Consider the following 21,167-nt stretch of genomic DNA (forward strand, 5'->3'; position numbering starts at 1 on the left):
CGGGGCGGCTGCGGCACCCCACCGGCGGCGACCACTAGGCTGGGGCGCGATGAACGACGACGTCTGGCTCGTGGTGCCTCTGTACAACGAGGCCGAGGTGATCGGCGATGTGGTCGCCCAGGCCCGCGAGACGTTCCCCAACGTGGTGTGCGTCGACGACGGTTCCCGTGATGGCGGCGCGGCCGCTGCGGCAGCGGCCGGAGCAGTCGTGGTCCAGCACCCGGTGAACCTGGGGCAGGGCGCTGCGCTGCAGACCGGGTTCGAGTACGCGCTCACCCGGCCCGACATGAAGTGGGTCGTCACCTTCGACGCCGATGGGCAGCACCAGACCTCGGACGTGCTGGCGATGCTCGAGAAGGCCCGCGCCGAGGACCTCGCGGTCGTGTTCGGGTCGCGCTTCCTCGACGACCGCACCGACGCCGGCGTGCTCAAGAAGCTCGTCCTGCGGATGGCCGTCGGCTACACCAACCTGACCACCCACACCCGGCTGACCGACGCCCACAACGGGTTGCGGCTCATCTCGCGCGAGGTCGTCGAGCAGCTCGAGATCACCCAGAACCGGATGGCGCACGCCTCCGAGCTGGTCCAGCAGATCGGCGCGCTCGACATCCGCTATGCCGAGAGCCCGGTGCACATCCTCTACACCGACTACTCCAAGGCCAAGGGCCAGTCGCTCTGGAACGCCGTCAACATCCTGGCCGAGCTGATCCTGCGATGAGCCGGTCGACAGGAGCCCGCTGACATGAACATCGTGCTGATCCAGGTCCTGCTGATCGTCGTCGTGGTCGTGGTGGCCGCACGGCTGTTCCGGTCGCGCGGGGCCCGCTCCCAGGCGGTGCGCCGACTGGGGCTGATGCTCTTCGCCGCCTTTGCCGTGGTCTCGATCCTCTTCCCGAACCTGTGGAACCGGATGGCCGCCGTCGCCGGCGTCCGGCGCGGCACCGACCTGGTCCTCTACGCCCTCGTCGTGGCCTTCCTCAGCTTCACCGTGACCACCTACCTGCGGTTCCGTGACTTCGAGGCCCGCTACACCCGCCTGGCCCGCCGGCTCGCGCTCGACGAGGTCCGCGCCGAGTCGACCCCGAGCCAGACGGGTCCGACCAGCAGCCCGACGGCGGGCACGACGGCGAGCCCCACCGTGCCGCCGCGCCGTGACGAGGGCAGCAACGCGGGCGGCGACGCCCCTCCCGCGACCGAGCAGGCCTGACGCGCGTCGGTCCGTCAGGTCTCGAGCGTCGCCAGGGCCGCCTCGGCAGCCACCAGCAGGGTGTCGACGGCCAGCCCGCTTCCGTCACTCGGGCGGCCACCGCGCTCCAGGGCCACCGCCAGGGCAGCAGCGTCGAGGGCGGAGAGCTCCACCCCGAGCGGGCGGGGCGCGGTGTCGCTGGCGACCACGCGGGCACCGGCGTCGAGCGCCTCGCGCACGGTGACGGAGTCGCCGTCCCAGTCCGTCGGCCGCAGGAAGACCCCGGACGACGCGAGGACTGCGCGGACCTCCTCGGCGGGCGAGTCGAAGGTCAGCGTCACCCAGTCGAGTGGAGCCACGGCGGCGCGCAGCCGACCCAGGTGCTCGCCGTCGTGGCCGTAGGCCAGCACCCGGAGGGTGGCGTCGGGCCAGGCGGCCGCGCGGACGAGGCGCACCGCCTCGACGGCGAGCTCGGCGTGGTAGTGCGCGAGCCCGGCGTTGGTCGCCACGGACACGGCGTGCGGGTCACGCCGGGGAGCCTCGACCGCCGGGTCGGCGGGGGTGGGCACGAACGGCGTCACCACCCGCACCCGGTCGCGGAGCGAGTCGGGCAGCACCGCGCGGATCTCGTCGTTGACGGCCCAGATCTCGTCGTAGGCGTGCAGGGCGAGCCGCAGCACGGCGCTGCCGGCCCCACCCAGGCGCTCGATCTGGCGGAGCGTCGAGCCCGAGTGGAGTACGACGGCGCTGCGGCCGGGCAGCACCGCGAACAGCGGCGCCAGCACCACGGCGCGCCAGAGCCGGGTGATGTGGAACAGGTGCAGGGTGCGACGACCCCACCACCCGGGGACCGAGCGGACCGCCCGGGCGGCGGCACCGGTGTCGACGTAGCCCACGGCATACCCCTCGGCGCGCAGCGCCTGGGTCAGCTGGCGGTGGCTGGCGTGCACCCCACCCACCTCGCCGTGCTCCTGCGCCCACTGCAGGACGCGGGCCGACCGGTGGGGTGCGCTGCCGCCTGCCATCAGTCCAGCCGCGAGCTCGTGAGGACGCCGACGAGGTGCCCGCCCGCGGTGACGAGCGCCAGCGGGACCATCACGGCGACCAGCACCTGCGTGCCGAGCAGGTCGCCCCGCACCACGTCGACGATGCCTGCTGCCAGCGCGAGGAGCGAGGCCTCGACGGCGACGAAGGCGCGGAAGATCGGGAGGTAGCCCATCGCGCGCCGGACCGCCGCGAGGCCGGACACCTTGGAGCGGGTCGTGGCGGCCACGTCCTCGAGCACCGGGCGCCCGGTCTTCGCGCGCGCCACGTGGACCAGGTCGGTGAACGCCTTGTTGAGGAGGACCACCAGCGCGACCAGCAGCCCGAGCACCGTCCAGCCGCCCACGTCGCCCGGGTCCGAGAGAGACCAGCCGTCGGCCCGCAGCCCCAGCGCCGCGGGGATGGCGGCCTCCGTGGCGTAGTGGCCGATCCGGTCGAGGTAGATGCCTGCGGGCGAGAACCGCTGTCGCCAGCGGGCCACCTCGCCGTCGCTGCAGTCGAGCAGGATCTGCAGCTGCATGGCCAGCACGCACAGCAGCGGGCCGACGACGCCGGGCAGCGGGAGCAGCAGCGCCCCGACCACCCCGACGAGGATCATCAGCCAGGTGACGCCGTTCGGCGAGATGCGGGTGGGCAGCAGGGCACGCGTCGCGTAGACGGACAGGTGGCGGATGTAGAGGGCCCCGGCCCAGTGCTCGGCGTTGTAGCGCGCGATGTGCTCGGGGGGTTGCGCCACGGCGCGCAGCTCGGCGAGCGACGGGTGGTTGTCCGAGGGGTCGTGGTTCACGCCAGCACCTCCTCACCCGAGGTGACCGGGCCGGCCTCGGTGCGCGCCCAGGCGCGCCACCCGAGGGCTGACTCCACGGCATACACGGCGATCAAGGCCAGGGCACCCCACGCGAGGACGGCCTGCACAGGTCCGCCCACGGCCCACACGAGGACGAGGAGCAGCATCCGGCCGTCGACCCCGAGGGTCACCAGCGCGACCCACGCGCTCGCGGGTGACCCGGTGTCGCGCAGCCGGTAGACCACGTCGTAACGGTGCCACGCGACGGCGGCGAGGTAGGCGAAACCGGTCCAGCGCTCGACGCCGGGGGTGGCCACCAGGAGGCCGATGACCAGGACCGACTCAGCGGCCCAGAGGAAGGTGGGCAGCTGCCAGGCCAACGGGCTCTGCAGCGGGGGGTGCGCGCCCGCGCCGATGAGGAGCACGCCGACGGCGACCAGCGCGACCGCCACCCAGGGCTGTTGCGTGCGCCAGGCCACCACCGCCGCGCCGAGCAGGACCACCACCCCGAGGAGGGCCACGGCGAGCGGCGCCGGCAGGATGCGGCCCGCGAGCCGGGCGACCGGCCCGAGGTCGGCCTGGTGGTCGAGGTGGCCCCAGTGCTCCGCGGACAGCGTGTCGTCGGCGCGGTGGTCGTCGAGGCCGAGCACCGCCTTGACCGTGCGCCCGCCCTGGGTCCAGACCAGCGCGAAGGCGACGGCGAGGGTGATCGCCCACAGCAGCCACTGCGGGTGGAAGGTCAGCAGGCCGACGGAAAGGAGGAGGTAGCGCTCGGCGATCGGCAGGTGGAGCACCTTCTTGGTCCAGAACACCGCCTCGGCGAGCCCTCGGCGCGCCGGGGGGATCGCCAGGCGGGCGCCCTCCGGCCCGAGGTCGCGGGGTGCGTCGACCGGCAGCAGGTCGGGCGTCTCGTGCGCCCTGGCCACCCGGCTGCGGTGGACGTAGGCGTAGTCCTCGAGGTGGCGGGCCGTGATGAGCACCATCGCGAGGATCGCGAGCACCCAGAGGTCGGTCCCGCGGCGCTCGGCCACGACGGCCACCGCCGCGATCAGCGAGTACTCCTTGATCCGGTCACCGACGGCGTCCAGCCAAGCCCCGAGCGCGCTGAACCTGCGGGTGAACCGGGCGATCTCGCCGTCGACGCAGTCGATGACGATCGCCACCTGGAGCAGGACCGCCGCGGCCACCCAGGCCCAGCGGTTGTCGACCGCGGCGAGGCCCGACGCCACGAGCCCGACACCGAGGCTGGTGACGGTGACCGCGTTGGGGGTCCAGTTCTGGCGCAGGCCGACCGCCGTGACGCGACGGGACATGGGTCGGATCACGCGGGTCGAGAAGTAACCGTCACCGCCGCGGGAGGCGCCGCGCAGTCGTTGCTGCCAGGCCGACCCCCGGGCGCCCGGCGCTTCGTCGCTCCCCCGCCGGAAGGCGAACGGCCCCAAGGGGGACGAGCCGACCGGCATCCCGCCGCGCACCAGCACGAGCAGCGCCAGGTCGAAGGGGTCGACCGTGGGGTCGGCCGCAGCGGGCGTCGAGGAGGCGGCCCGCCAGAGCTGCGCGGCCCGGGCGCGGTGCGCGCCGGAGAGCCGCACGACGCCGAGGCCGAGGTGGGTGGGCGCCGTGACCGTGTGGTGGGTGGTGCCGACCGAGTGCACGAGCTTCTGCTCCGGGTGCACCCGGAGGAGGGTCAGGTCGGTGCCCTGGGTGCGGAGCGCGGGCAGCTCGACGGTGACGGCTGCGGTGGGGTCGCCGGGGCGGTCGAGCAGGTCGAGGAGGGCCACCGGGCTGATCGTCAGGTCGGCGGCCACCAGCACCAGTGGCGCGGCGTCGTCGCCCTCGGCCAGCGAGGCCAGCGACGCCAGCCAGTCGGGGCGGGCCGGACCCCATGGACCGGCCAGGGACAGGCCGAACGGGTCGAGCGACTCGCGCAGGTCGGCCGACGGCTCGTCGGTGCCGAGGAAGGCGACCGACCCGCCCGCCGAGTGTCCGTGCACGGCGCGGGCAGCCACGCTGCCGACGAAGGGCTGCTCGTCGAGCCTCACGCCCCGGCATCCAGGTCGTGGTTGTAGCGGTCCAGCACGTCGGTGATGGGGCCGTCCATCTCCAGGTGTCCCTTGCGCAGGTAGAGACCGCGGGTGCTGAACCGCTTGAGGTCGCTCTCGGAGTGGGACACGAGGAAGAGCGTGCGACCGTCGGCGAGCAGGGCCTCCATCCGCTTGTAGCACTTCTCGCGGAACGCCCGGTCGCCCACGGCCAGCACCTCGTCGACCAGGACGATCGGCTCGTCCAGCGTGGTGACCACGGCGAAGCCGAGCCGCACCTTCATGCCCGAGGAGAAGTGCCGGTAGGGGGTGTCCAGCCCGGCCCGGACCTCCGGTCCCGCGAAGCTGACGATCTCGTCGAAGCGCTCCTCGATCTTCTCCTTGCTCAGGCCGTGCAGGCCGGCCGTGAGGTAGATGTTGTCGCGGGCCGAGAGCTCGCCGACGAAGCCACCGGTCAGCTCGATGAGCGGGGCGACGCCCCCGGTCACCTCGACCGAGCCCTCGTCGGGGAGCAAGACTCCGGCGATCATCTTGAGCAGGGTGCTCTTGCCGCCGCCGTTGCCGCCGACCAGGCCGACCGCCTCGCCGGCGTGGATGTCGAAGCTGATGTTGCGCAGCGCCCAGAAGGACTCCTTGGGCGCGCTGTTGCGACCGTGGAACAGCAGCTCGCGCAGCTGCATCCGGCGACGACGCGAGCGGTAGAACTCCACCCCGAGGTCGTGCACGGAGATGACGGGATCGGCCATCAGATCTCCTTCAGGACGGCGCGCTCGAGCCGGCCGAAGATGGTGTTGCCGATGAACAGCAGCACGACGCTCACGACCAGCGAGGCGATGATGGCGCCCCACGAGATCGCCTGCTTGCCCTCGTGGGAGAAGAACCCGGCGCGCATCATCTCGAGGATGCCGGTCATCGGGTTGAGCCAGGTCACCTTGTCGTAGGGCTTGGGGACGACGTGGCTGGCGTAGATGACGGGGGTCGCGTAGAAGAGCATCCGCATGAAGATGCGGATCACCCGCTGCATGTCGGTGACGAGCGCCGTCACCGGGGCCAGCAGGAGCCCGAGCCCGGTGAGCGCCACCGCCTGCACGACGATCGCGAACGGGAACATCAGCAGCCACCAGTTGAGGTGGGTGTCGTGCTTGACGAAGTAGATCGCGGTGAAGGCCAGCAGCACCGGCAGCGACAGCAGGTACTCGATGCCCTTGGAGAAGACCACCCGCAGCACCCAGATCTCGCGCGGGAGGTTGGTCGACCGGACCAGCTTCGCCTCCTGGATCAGGGCCCGCGAGGTGTCCGTGAGGCAGCCGGAGAACCACTGCCAGGACAGCAGCCCGATCACGAGGAAGAGGAAGTACGGCTTGTGGCCGATGTCGCCGCGCTTGAAGATGTAGACGAAGACGAGGAAGTAGATGAGCGACATCAGGAGCGGGTCGAGGACGGTCCAGACGTAGCCGAGCACGCTGCGCGAGTAGCGGACCCGGAGGTCACGCACGATGAGGGTCCAGAGCACACTCCGCTTGGCCGCGATGGCCTGCGTCCGGGAGATGAGTCTCATTCGTCCTTGCCTGTCGTGTGCCGCGCCCGCGGCGGTTCCATCGGAGGCCATCTTCTCGCGGCGAACCCGCCGACCGAGCGTACGCCACACGGCATACCCGGCACTGCACTGCTCCGCACCGCTCAGCCGCCCTGGCCGCGGAGCCGGCGCAGCAGCGCACCGACCTGCTGCTTGCGGCGCTCGGGGAGGAGGGCCTTGAGCGTGCTGGTCGTGGCCCGCCGGACCAGCTGCACGGTCGTCGCGGGACTCACGTCGCGCTCGATGGCGAAGCTGGCGAGGTTGTCGCGGGCCCGCTCCAGCCGGCCCCGGTCGTCGTCGGCCCAGGCCTTGCGGCCGCGCCGGGCGCGGACCACCTTGACGAGGTCGTCCATCCGGCCCGCGTCGGCCAGCGCGACGTAGAGCCGCAGCGTGGGGGGCTGCGCGTCCAGGAGCCGCTGCGGGAGCCCGGACACCACGTGCCGGAAGAACGTGAGGTATGCCGCGCGGTACGCGCCGTCCGACTCCGGCAGGGCCGCGGTGTAGAGCGGGAGGTCGAGCTGGAGCACCTTGACGTCGTGGTGCTCGCGCAGGTCGAGGAGCTGCTGCTCCTCGAGGAACTCGTCGACGTCACGCACCGCCGCGAACCGGTCGGTGAGGTTGACGAGCTCGTTGCGCCGCTGGGTGATCGAGCGCTCTCCCTGCCGGCTGCGCCAGCGGTAGACCGGCTCGTGCACGACCGCCACCGGGCCCGAGAAGTGCAGCGCCCGCACCGTGACGGGCAGGTCCTCGTAGAGCACGCCCTCGGGGAAGCGCAAGCCGTGCTCGAGGAGGAAGGACCGCCGGTAGACCTTGTTCCAGGCGGTCGTGTCGAAGATGAGGGACGGGTCGTCGACCAGCACCACGTGGTCGCCGACGTCCTGCAGGGCCCGGGCGTGCAGGCTGCTCGGCCAGTCGCGCTCGCCGTCGGTGCGGTTGACGGCACCGGTCGCGACGTGGACCCCGTCGACGACGGCACGACGGACCAGGTCGGCGTAGGCCGGCAGCAGCACGTCGTCGCCGTCCACGAAGCCGACGTACTCCCCCGTCGCGAGGTCGATGCCGACGTTGCGGGCGGCGCCGAGCCCGGCGTTCGCCTGGTGCACGACCCGCCAGCCGGGGCGTCCGGCGGCGATCTCGTCGCAGATGGCGGGGCTGGAGTCGGTGGACCCGTCGTCGATGACGATGACCTCGGTGTCGCGCGGGACGACCTGCGCCACCGACTCGAGGCACTCACGGACCCAGCGCTCGACGTCGTAGACGGCCACGACGACGCTGAGGAGGGGCGTCCGGCCCGGGAGCGCGGTCACCGAACGCGGTAGAGGGTCAGGTTGCGTGCGTCGGACTCGAAGACGGGTTCCCAGGTGGACGGCGGCCCCGAGGGGTTCCGGATCGTCCACGGGTACAGCGCGGTGAGGCAGAAGCCGCAGGTGCGCGAGCCGGGCTGGAACAGCAGGACGTAGTCACCGCTGACCGGCTTGGCCCCCTTGCCGGTGATCGACTCGGGCTTGCCCTGCCAGACCTTGTCTCCGCCGAAGAAGTCCCGCTGGTAGGCCGGCAGGATGCGCGCGGTCTCCCAGTCGGTCCAGACCTTCGGGGTGCTGAAGTCCTCCGCGTCGAGGTGGTCGCGCAGCTCCTCGAGGGCGTCGCCGCCCTTGACCGCGAAGGCCGTGCTGGCCACGCCCGTCGTGGCGTAGCGCGCCCCCTGGAAGACCGGGACGGCCACGACGAGGACGGCCACGAGCGCGGGCAGGGCCGCGGCGACCACGGGCCGCGCCCCGGCCGACGAGAGCCGCCGGACGACCCAGGCGGTCGCGAGGGCGGCCATCCCGGCCACCACCAGGGACTCTGCGGGAGCGAACGGGATCCAGTAGCGGGCGATGTCGAGCCGGCCACGCGGGTGGGCCGGGTCGAGCCCACCGGCAGCCAGCACGGTGAGCAGGTAGACGCCCAGGAACCACCAGGCCATCAGCCGGATGCCGCCGTTGCGCACGAACACCCCGAGCGCGGCGACCACCCCGATGATCACCATGGCGGGACCACCCGCCATCGCCCAGGCCATCTTGGGGATGAAGGTGAAGTAGGTCAGGCGGGGCTGGTTGACGAGGTTGCCGTTGGCCAGCTCGCCGGTCGCCGTCTTGGTCGCGCTGATGTCGGTGCCGCTGAGGACGTGCAGCTTGAGCAGCGGGTCGCCGTACGCCACGGCGCTGATGCCGATGTCGACCGCGGCCCAGAAGGCCAGCGGGAGCAGCAGGAAGAGCGCCGTGCGGACCAAACGCCCACGCCGCCAGAGGATCACGGCGATCAGTGGCCAGGCCAGCATCGAGGTCTCGCGGGTCTCGAACCCCCAGCCGAGCAGGAAGCCCACGCCGAGGACCAGGCCGACGGTCCACCGGTCCCAGGACGCCCGGTCGCGGGAGACGAGGGCGACCACGATGGCGAGGGTGAAGATGGCCATCGACATGATGTCGGGGTAGCCCCGCGAGAGGTTGTAGAAGACGACCGTGTTGGAGACGAAGAGCAGCACCGCGACCAGTCCGGCCAGCCGCCCCCACCACCGGCGACCCAGCAGGAAGATCGCGCCCGAGAGCACCCCGGCCGACAGCAGCGGCCAGAAGTAGTAGGTCACCTGGGCGTTGCCGAACACGTAGGCCGGGGCCATCGACGCCAGGATGATGCCGTAGCGCGTGTAGCCGAGCGGGACCCAGTCGTCCGACGGGAACTCGAGGGCGGACCGGACGTAGTGCCACGGGTCGGTGGGCACGACGATCGACCGGAACACGTAGGCCAGCACCATCACGGCCACCCCGACGAGCACCGCCATGAGGACGTCGACGCGCGACCACGGCGTCCCGGCGAGCCAGTCGCGCCGCCGCTCCGGCTGCCCCGGCTGCTCCCGCGGGTCGGTCGGCTCGGTCGGCTCGGTCCGGTCGGGGTCGTCGACCACGTCTCGGGACGCCAGGGCGCGCTCGCGCCCCGGGTTCTCGATGTGGGTCAAGGGTTCCTCCGGAAGGTCGCGCGGGGTGGGGGCAAGGGTATCGGCTGGGCCTGCCTGGTCGGTCACGCCACTCAGCCGAGCACCCGTTCGATGAACCGCGCCGCGGCCCGGCCGTCCTCCAGCCCGGTGAAGCGCTTGCGGAACGCCTCGTACCGCGCGGCATACTCCGTCGTCACGTCGTCGAGGCGCCCGAGGGCGTCGATGACGGCGGAGGACTCGGTGAGCAGTGGTCCCGGCGCGTCCTGCTCGAAGTCGAAGTAGAACCCGCGCAGGTTGTCGCGGTAGTCGGCGAGGTCCCAGGTGAAGAAGAGGATCGGCCGACCGGTGTTGACGAAGTCGAACATCACCGACGAGTAGTCCGTGATGAGGACGTCCGACACCAGGTAGAGGTCGCGGATGTCGGGGTAGCTCGACACGTTGCGGACGAAGCCCCCGAACATGGCGGCGTCGATCTCCGACGACACCAGCTGGTGACCGCGGATCAGCAGCACGCTGTCGTGGCCGTAGGCGCGGTAGAGCGCCTCGAGGTCGAGCTTCATCGTGAACTGGTAGCGACCGCTGGCGTTGTAGTCGTTGTCGCGCCAGGTGGGGGCGTAGAGGATGACGCGCTTGCCCTCGGGGAGGTCGAGCCGTCGTCGGGTGGCCTCGGTCTGCTCCTGCGCGAGCTCGGGCCGGTGGAAGATGTCGTTGCGCGGGTAGCCGATCTCGAGCACCTCCCCCGGGTACTGGAAGGCCTTGCTCAGGATGGCGGTCGAGAACTCGTTGGGTGAGACCAGCGCGTCCCACTTCGCGACGTCGCGGGCGAACTGGGTGAGGTAGTTCTTGTTGGACATCTGGATCGACTCGATGTCGAACCCGATCCGCTTGAGCGGGGTGCCGTGCCAGGTCTGGGCGTACGTGCTGCCATCGCGCTTGACGTAGTGCACCGGCATCGAGTCGTTGCTCACGACCCAGCGGGCAGTGCCGAGGCGGCGGTAGTAGTCCCGGCTGCCGGTGATCACCCGGGTGACGCCCTCGGGCACCTCGACCGCGTGGTCCTGCACGGCCCACACGCAGGAGCGCGGGTCGCCCTGGCGCTGCAGCTCCTCGAAGATGGCCCGCGGGTTGTCGGAGTACTGCCGGCCCTTCCAGGCCTCGAAGAAGATGGTGTCCTCGAGCGGCCGGCGGCGCTGCAGCCGGTAGTAGTACTTGCGGTTGCGCATGCGGTGCAGCGCGCCGCGGTCCTTGTAGTCGCCGGAGGCGTCGACCACGAGGGACAGCTCGTGGGCGGAGTCCGAGCGCAGCTGGTAGGTCAGGCCGTCGACCACCCCGGTGCTGCCGAGCAGTGCCTCTGCAGTGCTGGCCGTCCGCACACTGCGTTCGCGCTGGCCGTCGTCCTCGGTCGTCAGGTTGACGAACCAGCGACCGTCCTCGAGCCACCGCAGCACCGCGGAGCCAGGCTCGCCGCGGGCCGGGATGGTGGCCCGCCAGCGGGTGCCCTCGGCAGTCACCGGGATCTGGTGGCTGGCGCCGCTGCCGGTGGTCAGGGAGAGCGCGTCGACCCGTGACCCACTCGCGTCGCCCTCGAGGTGCAGCCCCTCGTCGTCCCAGGAGAACGACGTGAGGACCGGGCCGGGGCGCGCGTCCCAGAGGCGCGCGCCGCCGTCGGCGCCCTCGCGCACGACGACCGAGCGGTTGCGGACGGTGACGAAGGCGTCCTCCATCTCCGGCGCCAGGTGCAGGAGGGTGCGCGGCGGCGCGTCGAGCGGCTGGTCCGGGTCGGCGAGGCCGAGGACCCACTCGCGCGCGGCGAAGGACGCCGCCCGCACCTCGAGCTGGTCGGCACTGACCACGGCGGTGGCGGTGCGGCCCTCGACGGTCAGGGGGATGCTGAGCCCCCGGAGGGCATCGGTGCGGCGCAGGTAGAGCGCCGCGTCGTCCCAGTCGCCGACGGTCCGGCGCAGGGTGAAGCGGAGGTTGTCCCCCTCGGCGGACACCGACTCCAGGAGGGCTTCGGTCCGGTACACCGTGACGGTCAGCTTGCGCGCGTCGTAGCCCGGCACCGCGAGCTGGTCGGGGGCGATCAGCCGGCGTCGGGGGTGGCGGCCCGCCCCGAGCTCGGGGTTGCCCACGCTGGAGCCGCGGCGCGCGGCGGGGGTGGCGAGCTGCACCAGCAGCTCGTAGCTGGCCTCCTGCTGGTCGGGGGCCAGGTGCAGCCGGCTGCTCGGGATCCGGGCGCTGAAGCCACCCGCGTCGTAGGACACCGCCGTGCCGGTGGTGTTGGCGGTCAGGTCGGGACGGCGCACCCGGCGGGCGCGGACGGACGTGCGCTCGCCGGCTGGGGCGCCCACGCGGCGCAGCTGGAAACGGCGCACCGAGGAGACCGAGGTGGCCTCCGGGACCCGGTGGATGAAGGCGTGGCCCTCGACGACGAGGGAGTCGCCGTCCCACTGCACGTCGCGGACACCGGTGCGCAGCGGCTGGGAGCGGGTCGTCTCGTAGACCGAGGCCGGGATCCCCTTGCTGGAGTCGGTGCGGAAGGGCAGGTCGGCGTAGAGCCGCACGCCCGACCGGACGAAGTTGCCGCGGTTCGCGGGCACGCGGTAGTAGTCCTGCACCTCGAGCAGCTCGGGCAGCATGCCCTTCGAGATGAGGTGGTACTGCAGGCGCCGGATCGGCGGGAGCTTGGCGACGGCAGCCGCCGGGATGCGCTCGAGGTAGCTGCCGACCAGCTCCACGACCCGCTGGCGGAACTCGTCGTTGCCCTCGTGGAGGACGTCGATGAACAGCGGGATGTCGATCGACAGCACCTTGGCGTCGTGGATCGCCTTGCCCTGCTTGTCATCTCGCGCGACGAGGAAGTCGTCGACGGCGGCCACGGCCGAGAGGCGGTCCACGAGGTTCTTGGTCTCGGCCCGACGCTGGGTGATCGACTGCACGGCGGTCTGCCGCTCGCGCCAGAGGTAGACGGGGTCGACCAGCACGTCGACCGACCGGGCCAGGAAGTGCGCCGGGAGGGTGAGCGGGATGTCCTCGTAGTAGACGCCCTCGGGGAACCGCAGGTCGTGCTCCGCGAGGAAGGCCCGCCGGTAGACCTTGTTCCAGGCCGTGGTGTCGAAGATCAGCGACGGCGTCTCACGGATGTGGGTGCGCATCTGGTTGCGCTTGATCGCCCTGCGGTGCAGCGGGGAGTTGAAGGTCTTGGCGCCGTCGAAGCGCAGCACGCCACCGCAGACGATGTCGGAGCCGCTCTCGGAGACGGCGTGCAGCATCAGCTCGTAGGCGTCGCGCGGGATGAGGTCGTCGGAGTCGACGAAGGCGACGAACTCGGAGCTCGAGTGGTCCATGCCGATGTTGCGGGCCCGGCCGAGGCCGCCGTTCTCGACGTGGAGGACCTGCCAGTGCGGGCGGTCCTTGGCGAAGGCGTCGGCCAGCTCGCCGGAGCCGTCCGTCGAGCCGTCGTCCACGAGGATGACCTCGAGGTCCTCCAGCGTCTGGGCCACCAGGGAGTCCAGGCACGCCACGAGGTAGTCGCTCACGTTGTAGATGGGCACGACGACGCTCAGCGAAGGCATGGAGAAGTGGGTCTCTCTCTGTGGGGTCGGTCCGCAGCAGGTCTGCAGGGTCTGTCGGTCGGGGTCAGGCCATGCTAAACGCAGGTGGCACTCCCCACCCCAATCGGCGGCGGGCCGTTCAGGGCCTTCTCAGGTGACGCCGCGGACGGGTCAGGCCTGCTCGATGCGCACGCGGCTGGTGAGGAACCCCCAGCCCCACGCCAGGTGCATCGTGGGCAAGATCACGGGCAGCCAAGCCCGGTCGCGCGGCTCCAGCCGCGGGTCACGGACGCTGAGTCCGCCCGCAGTGGTGAGCACGAGGTATGCCGCGGGCACCAGCCACAGGGGCCACCACAGCACGCCGCCGACGAGGCCGGCGACCACGCCCACCAGCGCGACCGGCGGGGCGAGGTAGCGCGCGTTGATGGTGCCCGAGTGGGTGCGGGCCACGACCCGGCGCCAGCGCCCGTAGTCGCGGTACTGCCGCGCCAGCGCGGCCAGGGTCGGCCGCGGGCGGTAGGCGACGCGGAGCCGGGGTGAGAACCAGACCAGCCCACCGGCCTCGCGGATCCGGTGGTTGAGCTCCCAGTCCTGCGCCCGGACGAACCGCGGGTCGTAGCCCCCCAGCCGGGTGAGCCACTCCCGCCGGAAGACCCCGAGGTACACGGTGTCGGCGGGTCCGGCCTCACCACCGGTGTGGAAGCGCGAGGCCCCGACGCCCAGCCGTGAGGTCATCGCCGCCGCGACCGCACGCTCGAAGGAGGTGACCCCCTCGGCGTCCATCAGGCCGCCGACGTTGGCCGCCCCGGTCTCGGCGAGCAGCTCCACCGCCGTGCGCACGTAGTCGGGGTCCAGCACCCCGTGCCCGTCGACGCGGACGACCACGTCGGTGTCCCCCAGGGCGGCGATGGCGGCGTTGAGCGCCTCCGGGGTACGCCCCGACGGGTTGGTGACGCTGCGGACGGCAGGGTGCTCGGCGCAGAGCTGCGCGGCGATCTGGTCGGTGCCGTCGGAGCTGGGCCCCAGTGCGAGCACGAGGTGCAGGTCGCCCGCGTAGTCCTGGCCGAGCACGGCCTCGACCGCCTCGCGCAGGTGCCGCTCCTCGTTGAGGATCGGCATGACCACGCCGACGGCCGGCGGCGTGCTGCGGTCCGCGGCGGAGGGCGCCGTCTCGGCTGGCTGAGGGGTTTCGTCGTGGTGCTGGGTCGTCATGAGGCTGCTGAGCATACGGAGGAGAGGTCGTTCTCCGCCGCGTTGCCTGCTGCCTTGTTCGGGTCCTGCACCGCTGTGCCGGGCTGGGCGGCCGGCTTCTTCTTCTTGCTGACCTTGGGCTTGGCGCTGGCGGTCTTGCTGGCGCTCGAGGTCTTGCCCTTGGCCGCCGCAGCCTGCTCGGACGCCTTGATGGTCTTCTGGACCGTCGAGGTGACCAGGGTGGCGTCGTAGTCCCAGGGCTTCATCAGGGGCGGGACGAAGTTGACGCCACGGATGGGGTGCTGCCGCGTCTTCATGGCCAGGTCCGCGAACCGGCCGAGTTCCGACTGCGGCAGGTCGGTCTGGATCAGCCCGGAGCTGGCTCCGGCGATCTTCTGGAACCGGACCAGCACGGTCTGCGGGTCGAGCTGGTCGGCCATCGCGGTCATCACACAGCGCTGCCGCGCCATCCGCTCGTAGTTGGTGGACCCCTGTCGGGACCGGGCGTACCAGAGCGCGTGGAAGCCGTCGAGGTGCTGCTCCCCCGGCTCGATCCAGCCGACGATGGGCGAGGTCCCGCCACCGATCGGGGTCCGGTACTTGACGTTGATGTCCAGCCCGCCGACCGCGTCGACCATCTTCTTGAAGCCGCGCAGGTCGATCATCACGTAGTACTGGATGTCGAGGCCGCTGAGCGCCTCGACCGCCTCGCGGGTGGCGAGGACCCCCGGGTTGGTGGTGCCGGGCGGGAACTTGGCGGCGTTGTCCTGGGCCCAGGTGTAGAGGCCGTTGAGCAGGCACTCGTCGCCGCAGTTCCAGCCCTCGGGCATCAGCCGCGCCATCGTGGAGCCCGGCCGGAAGTTGATGTTCTCGGTGTCGCGGGAGAAGCCGAAGGTCACGGCGCTGCCCGTGTCGGCGTCGATGCTGACCAGCTGGATGCTGTCGGGTCGGGTCCCGACGCGGTCCCGACCGGAGTCCGCCCCGAGCATCAGGATGTTGTAGCGGCCCTTGACCGCCCCCACCGCCTCGTTGCCCTGGAAGAGCGCGTTCATCGCGTCGCGTCCGGCACCCACCGAGCTCGCGGCATACACGAGGCCACCGGAGGTCACGACGAGCAGCGCCGCGGTCACGCCGGTGAGCCAGCGCCGGGTCGTGAGCAGGAGGGTCCCCGGGCGACCCAGTCGCCACGCGTCGACGAACAGGACCGCCCACAGGACGGCGAAGCCGGCCAGCAGCCACTGCAGCACGGTCAGCACCCACCCGCGCCCGAGCATGCCGATCGCCAGCGACTGGCTGAGCATGAACACGACGGCGACCAGCACGGCCAGCGCCGCCAGCGAGGCCCAGACGCGCAGGGCGAACCGGCCGAGCCCGCGGCGACCGGCCACGAGCTGGGCGCTGCCGGGGACGAGGAGGGTCAGGAGGACCAGCGTGAAGGCGCGCCGGCGGCGCATCCGTGGCGTCAGCGAGTCGGCGTCGCCGAGCCCACCGCCCGACCGCCGGGACAGGTAGACCCCGGCGTCAGCGCTCGCGGGCGCGGCATGGGAGGGCCTCATGGTGGACCAGTATCAGGCAGCACCAGTGTGATTCCTGTGACGCGTGGGATTTCCCGAGTGTCGCCCCATCCGTGCACCGGGGGGTGGTTCGTCCCGTTCTGCGTGCTTTGCGTGGCTCGCGCGCTGACCCGGGCGAGTCCGTGCGGCGTTTTGCCGGTCCACAGCAGCGCACTGGACACTGGACGACATGACTGGACGCCGCAACGGCCCCGACGACGCCCGAGCCATCCCCCAGAGGGGGTCCGGCGACGACGCGTCGCGCCCGGGCGACGGCTCCGGCGGCGACTCTGACGGCGAGGGCGTCTACACCGTCGACGTCCGGGGCCGGCGTCGGCCGCGCTCCGGTGACGGCTCGGGAGCGACGCGGGCGATGCCCGTCAGCGCGGCCCCTCGCGCTACCTCCGACCGCCCGCCTCGCGCCACCCCGCCACCGGTCGACCACGGCGGGTACGACGACGGGTACGACGCGCCCCGCCGCCGGCGCCGGTTCCCCGTCGGTCGCGTCGTGCTGCTCCTCGTCGTCGCGTGGGTGGCCTTCATGGTCTTCACGCCGCTGCACGCCTGGAACTCGGTGACCAAGGTCGACACCACGCCGGCCGGCACCCGCCCGGCGGACTCCAAGGGCTACAACTACCTGCTGGTCGGCTCCGACAGCCGGGCGGGGCTCACCAAGGAGCAGCGCAAGAAGTACGCCACCGGCAACGCGGCCGGCCGGCGCACCGACTCGATCATCCTGGTCCACGTCCCGGCCAGCGGTGGCAAGCCCGCGCTCATCTCCCTGCCCCGCGACTCCTACGTGCCGATCCCGGGGCACGGCAGCAACAAGATCAACGCGGCATTCGCCTTCGGTGGCCCGAACCTCCTCGTGCAGACGGTCGAGCAGGTGACCGACCTGCACATCGACGGCTACGTCGAGATCGGGTTCGCCGGCTTCGCCTCGGTCGTCGACAGCGTCGGTGGCGTCAACATCTGCGTCCCGTTCACGATGAACGACAAGAAGGCCGGGATCAACCTCAAGAAGGGCTGCCAGGTCCTCGACGGGGCGAACGCCTTGGGCTACGTCCGCGCCCGCTACTCCGACCCGCGTGGCGACATCGGTCGCGCCGAGCGCCAGCGCCAGTTCCTCGCCGCGATCATGAAGAAGGCCCTGACCCCCTCGACGGTGCTGATCCCCACGCGCTACTGGTCGTTCAGCCACGCGGCGGCCCAGGGGCTCATCGTCGGTGAGGACACCTCGATGCGCGACGCCAGCCGCGTGCTGCTCGCCATGCGGGCCGTGTCCAACGACGAGGGCCTCAGCCTGGTCGTGCCGCTGTCGAGCCTCAACTACCAGACCAGCGCCGGCAGCTCGGTCAAGTGGGACACCGCCCGTGCCAAGGCGCTGTTCACGTTGCTGCGCAAGGACACCCCGCTCGAGGCGCCCCCCGAGGGCACCGACGGCAAGCCCTCCGGCAACTGACCCCACGCGCACGGCCTCCCCTCCCTGCCCCCAGACCCCGGCCCCAGCTTTATCGGGTCTGGCAACAACATTGACCTTCGCACCGGTTCACAACCTGTGCGAAGGTCAACGTTCCCCCTTGACCCGATAAAGCTGGGGAGGGGGTATGCCGCATGGCTGGCTACCGGCCGGCCAGCAGGTGGCGGCCTATCACCATGCGTTGGATCTGGTTGGTGCCTTCGTAGATCTGGGTGATCTTCGCGTCGCGCATCATCCGCTCGACGGGGAAGTCGCGGACGTAGCCCGCGCCACCCAGCAGCTGCACCGCGTCGGTGGTCACCTGCATCGCGACGTCGGAGGCGTAGCACTTGGCCGCAGCACCGAAGAATGGCAGGTCCGTGTCGCCGCGCTCGGACTTGGCCGCCGCGACGTAGACCATCTGCCGCGCCGCCTCGACCGCCATCGCCATGTCGGCGAGCATGAACTGCACACCCTGGAACTCCGCCACGGCCTTGCCGAACTGCTTGCGCTCCTTGACGTACGACACCGCGAAGTCCAGCGCACCCTGGGCGATCCCGACGGCCTGGGCCCCGATCGTCACCCGGGTGTGGTCGAGGGTGCGCAGCGCGATCTTGAGGCCGTCACCGACCTCGCCGACGACCCGGTCGCCGGGGATCCGCACGTTGTCGAAGTGCAGCTCGCGGGTCGGGGAGCCCTTGATGCCGAGCTTGCGCTCCTTCTCCCCGAACGTGAAGCCCTCGTCGGACTTCTCCAGCACGAACGCGGTGACGTTGCTGCCCCGCTTGCCGTCCGGGTCGGTCACCGCCAGGACGGTGTAGTACTCCGAGACGCCGGCATTGGTGATCCACGACTTCTGGCCGTTCACGACCCAGTCGTCCCCGTCGCGCCGGGCCCGCGTCCTCATGGCCGCGGTGTCCGACCCGGCCTCACGCTCGGACAGCCCGTAGGAGAACGTCGTCCGCCCCTCCGCCAGCGGCGTGAGGTAGCGCTTCTTCACGTCCTCGTTGGCCGCGAGGATCAGCGGCATCGTGCCGAGCTTGTTGACCGCCGGGATCAGCGACGCCGAGGCGTCGACCCGCGCCACCTCCTCGATGACGATGCACGTCGCGAGCGCGTCCGCGCCCACACCGCCGTACTCCTCGGCGATGTGCGGGGCGAAGAAGTCCGAGGCGACCAGGGCGTCGTGCGCCTCCTGGGGGTAGCGCGCCTCCTCGTCCACGGCCGCGGCATACGGGGCGATCTTGTCCTCGGCGACGGCTCGGACGGCCTCGCGCAGGGCCTCGTGGTCCTCGGAGATCTTGAACAGGTCGAAGGCGGGGTTACCAGTGCTCACAGTCCCTCAGGTTACCCGCTGGTATGCCGCGTGCGAACGGCTCCGCGTGTGGGTTTGCCGACACTGCGGGTCACCGACAAACCGGACACGGTTCACAGCGTTGCTCCCCCGTGGTCGCCGCGAACTGGTATGAAACTCCCGACCCATGCTCCTGGCCTCGTCAGCCACTTCCTCGGGGGGACCCCACCCATGACCAGCCCTGCCCGCCTCCGCGCGGGACTCACCCTTGCCCTGACCACGGCCCTGGCCGTCAGCGCCGTGCCGGCGACCCAGGCCGCCGGCCCGTCGACCACGCACGACGGCGAGGCCTTCAAGGTCCGCGCCGTCAACGCGATGGTCCACGCCGCGTCCGCTCGTCGCGCCACGGCGTCCGGCGACACCAGCCGGCTGGTCGCCTCTCCGGCGGCCCGCAAGGCCGCCGCCATCGACCAGGCGCCGGATCCCCAGCTCCCGGCCACCCGGACCCTCGCGGCGCCCGACGAGGTCGCCGTCGCGGCCACCTGCGACGACCTCGAGCTCGACTGGACCCCCACCAACGACCGGGTCTGGATCCACTGGAAGGACCTCGGCCTGTCCGGCTACACCATCTCGCGCCAGCGCGACGGGGGCGCCTGGAAGCAGATCGGGTCCGTGGGGGCGGGCAAGAGCTCGTTCCTCGACCGCACCGTCAACCCGCGTGGGCTCGCGACGTATCGGCTCGACGCGGACAACCTCAGCTGTCAGCTCGGCTCGTGGGTGACCATGGCGACCAACGACGGCTGGGGCGTGCCGGATGCCGTCTTCGGCACCGTGGGCGCGGGCGACGGCACCGGCGCCCTCCTCATGCAGGACCTCTACTCCTACGCCATGCCCAGCACGCTCACCGGAGCCGACCCGGCGTACTCGCCCGACGGTCGCCTGCTGGCCGCCGCGGACAGCGCCAACGGCACCAGCTGGACCCTCCAGATCAGCGAGATCAGCCCGCGTGGGGTCGAGGGCGGCTACCGCAGCAGCAGCCAGCCCGCGGGCACCCTCGCCGCCGAGCCCAGCTTCTCGCCCGACGGCCGACGCCTGGTCTACACGCGCTACACCGTCGACGCCGTCACCGGCGACGTGACCGGCTCGGCGCTGCGGATGATCGACGTGGTCACCGGGGTCGACAGCGCGGTGAGCGGGTCGACCGGGCTCGTCCAGGCCGACTGGCGGTCCGCCACGACCCTCATCGCGGCCGGCGGCGCGCAGGGCGAGGGCCTGTTCACCCTCGCCGCGGCCGGCGGCACGAAGGCGCCCGTGGCGGGGACCTCCAACGCCGGGTTCCCGGAGGTCGCGCCCAACGGCAAGACCTACTTCACGACCGGCGACGGCACCGACTTCGCCCTCAACGTGCTCTCCACGACCGGCGCCATCACTCCCCTGCAGACCAGCACCAGCCACTACTTCGAGCGCCCGCGGGTCTCGCCCGACGGCACGCTGTTCTATGTGGACGTGGACCTCATGGTCCTGAGCGACCCGACCGACAACGAGTTCACGGTGATGTCGTCGACGAACGGGACCGGCACCCCGGAGCCGACCGCCATCGGCGCGCGCCGCGCGGACGGCCCGGACGGGTTCTACGGTTACGACGTGCGCCAGCCGAAGTCCAAGGGCACCTCCGACTTCGTCGGCAACGCCGGCCCGGACATCCTGGCCCGCGACGCGAGTGGCAACCTCTATGCCTACCCCAGCACCCCGGACAAGATCGCCGGCACGCGCGTGAAGATCGGCAGTGGCTGGAACATCTACAACGCGTTCCTGGCCGCCGGTGACTTCAACCGCGACAACCGGGCCGACATCCTGGCGCGGGACACCAGCGGCAAGCTGTGGCGCTACGACGGCAAGGGCGGCGGCAAGCTGGCCGCCCGGGTCCAGGTCGGCGCGGGCTGGGGCAGCTACCTGCCCCTGGCGCCGGGCGACTTCAACGGCGACGGCCGGGCCGACCTCATCGCCCGCTCGTCCACCGGTGAGCTCTGGCTCTACCCCGGCACCGGGCTCGGCACCTTCGCCACCCGGACCCGGCTCGGGACCGGCTGGCAGGGCATGAACAGCATCGTCGGCGTCGGCGACTTCGACCTCGACAACGACGCGGACCTCGTCGCCCGCGAGGCCTCGACGTCCAGGCTGTGGCTCTACCCGGGCAACGGCACGGGTGGCTTCAGCGCCCGCCGCCTGGTGGGCAGTGGCTGGAACACCTTCAAGGGGATCGCCGGTCCGGAGCTCCTGGGCACGAACCCGTTCGTCTACGCCAAGACCGGCGACGGCAAGCTGCTCGCCTACCTCGTGGTGGGTGACGGCCGGTTCGACGGCAACGAGGTCTACCTGGTCGGCACCGGTTGGGGGCCGTACTCGTTCACCTCCTGACCCCGGGACACGGAGGACCGGGACACCGGCAACCGAGACACCGACGGGCGGTGTGCGGCGTGGTCACCACGTTGCACACCGCCCGTCCT

15 protein-coding genes are annotated in these 21,167 nt (G+C 71.6%); 4 read left to right on the top strand and 11 right to left on the bottom strand.

All coding sequences use genetic code 11. The features are described from left to right. Positions 1-49 precede the first annotated feature (49 nt). Both ASG91_RS11985 and ASG91_RS11990 read left to right on the top strand, forming a co-directional pair. Entirely contained in the window at positions 50-718 is a 669-nt protein-coding gene (locus tag ASG91_RS11985) for a glycosyltransferase family 2 protein (RefSeq protein WP_056922878.1), read from the top strand. A 24-nt stretch (positions 719-742) separates the two neighbouring features. Then, positions 743-1,207 (top strand): DUF2304 domain-containing protein, encoded by a 465-nt coding sequence (locus tag ASG91_RS11990; protein ID WP_200961292.1) that lies wholly within the window; start codon positions 743-745, stop codon positions 1,205-1,207. A gap of 14 nt (positions 1,208-1,221) precedes the next feature. Here ASG91_RS11990 and ASG91_RS11995 read toward each other — a convergent pair whose 3' ends face one another. The 10 genes from ASG91_RS11995 to ASG91_RS12040 all read right to left on the bottom strand — a co-directional run bounded on the left by ASG91_RS11995 (position 1,222) and on the right by ASG91_RS12040 (position 15,910). Beyond that, positions 1,222-2,211 (bottom strand): glycosyltransferase, encoded by a 990-nt coding sequence (locus tag ASG91_RS11995; protein ID WP_056922879.1) that lies wholly within the window; start codon positions 2,209-2,211, stop codon positions 1,222-1,224. Further along, on the bottom strand, positions 2,211-3,017 hold the full coding sequence (locus ASG91_RS12000) for a CDP-alcohol phosphatidyltransferase family protein (protein WP_056922880.1): 807 nt from the start codon (positions 3,015-3,017) through the stop codon (positions 2,211-2,213). The genes ASG91_RS11995 and ASG91_RS12000 overlap by 1 nt, the downstream gene beginning before the upstream one ends. Next, the gene (locus ASG91_RS12005; protein WP_056922881.1) at positions 3,014-5,059 is read right to left on the bottom strand and encodes a DUF5941 domain-containing protein; all 2,046 of its coding nucleotides are present in this window, start codon (positions 5,057-5,059) and stop codon (positions 3,014-3,016) included. Before ASG91_RS12005 ends, ASG91_RS12000 begins: the two co-directional genes overlap by 4 nt. Beyond that, positions 5,056-5,805 (bottom strand): ABC transporter ATP-binding protein, encoded by a 750-nt coding sequence (locus ASG91_RS12010; RefSeq protein WP_056922882.1) that lies wholly within the window; start codon positions 5,803-5,805, stop codon positions 5,056-5,058. Before ASG91_RS12010 ends, ASG91_RS12005 begins: the two co-directional genes overlap by 4 nt. Continuing rightward, positions 5,805-6,617: an ABC transporter permease gene (locus tag ASG91_RS12015; RefSeq protein ID WP_056922883.1), complete on the bottom strand. Its 813-nt coding sequence runs from the start codon at positions 6,615-6,617 to the stop codon at positions 5,805-5,807. The genes ASG91_RS12010 and ASG91_RS12015 overlap by 1 nt, the downstream gene beginning before the upstream one ends. 122 nt (positions 6,618-6,739) lie before the next feature. Further along, positions 6,740-7,942 carry a glycosyltransferase gene (locus tag ASG91_RS12020; protein ID WP_056922884.1) on the bottom strand — a complete coding sequence of 401 codons (1,203 nt, stop codon included), beginning with the start codon at positions 7,940-7,942 and terminating at the stop codon, positions 6,740-6,742. Next, positions 7,939-9,630: a glycosyltransferase family 39 protein gene (locus tag ASG91_RS12025; RefSeq protein ID WP_056922885.1), complete on the bottom strand. Its 1,692-nt coding sequence runs from the start codon at positions 9,628-9,630 to the stop codon at positions 7,939-7,941. The genes ASG91_RS12020 and ASG91_RS12025 overlap by 4 nt, the downstream gene beginning before the upstream one ends. Positions 9,631-9,701: 71 nt before the next feature. Then, complete coding sequence (locus ASG91_RS20685; RefSeq protein WP_056922886.1) at positions 9,702-13,184, bottom strand: bifunctional glycosyltransferase/CDP-glycerol:glycerophosphate glycerophosphotransferase; 3,483 nt, start codon at positions 13,182-13,184, stop codon at positions 9,702-9,704. A gap of 150 nt (positions 13,185-13,334) precedes the next feature. Continuing rightward, a complete protein-coding gene (locus ASG91_RS12035) occupies positions 13,335-14,375 on the bottom strand; it encodes a glycosyltransferase family 2 protein (protein ID WP_082594189.1) in 1,041 nt (346 codons plus the stop codon). After that, complete coding sequence (locus ASG91_RS12040) at positions 14,372-15,910, bottom strand: LCP family protein (RefSeq protein WP_056922887.1); 1,539 nt, start codon at positions 15,908-15,910, stop codon at positions 14,372-14,374. The genes ASG91_RS12035 and ASG91_RS12040 overlap by 4 nt, the downstream gene beginning before the upstream one ends. A 187-nt stretch (positions 15,911-16,097) precedes the next feature. Here ASG91_RS12040 and ASG91_RS12045 point away from each other — a divergent pair, with 187 nt between their 5' ends. Then, on the top strand, positions 16,098-17,369 hold the full coding sequence (locus ASG91_RS12045; RefSeq protein WP_235545585.1) for an LCP family protein: 1,272 nt from the start codon (positions 16,098-16,100) through the stop codon (positions 17,367-17,369). 160 nt (positions 17,370-17,529) lie between these two features. On the opposite strand, the gene ASG91_RS12050 is transcribed toward ASG91_RS12045, so the two are convergent. After that, positions 17,530-18,702, bottom strand: a complete 1,173-nt coding sequence (locus ASG91_RS12050; protein WP_056922888.1) for an acyl-CoA dehydrogenase family protein — start codon at positions 18,700-18,702, stop codon at positions 17,530-17,532. Between the two features lie 189 nt (positions 18,703-18,891). Between ASG91_RS12050 and ASG91_RS12055 the strand changes: the two genes are divergently transcribed. Continuing rightward, entirely contained in the window at positions 18,892-21,078 is a 2,187-nt protein-coding gene (locus tag ASG91_RS12055; protein ID WP_056922889.1) for a VCBS repeat-containing protein, read from the top strand. The last annotated feature ends 89 nt before the right edge of the window (positions 21,079-21,167 follow it).

Origin of the sequence: Phycicoccus sp. Soil802 (assembly GCF_001429605.1) — a bacterium.
Lineage (GTDB): Bacteria > Actinomycetota > Actinomycetes > Actinomycetales > Dermatophilaceae > Pedococcus.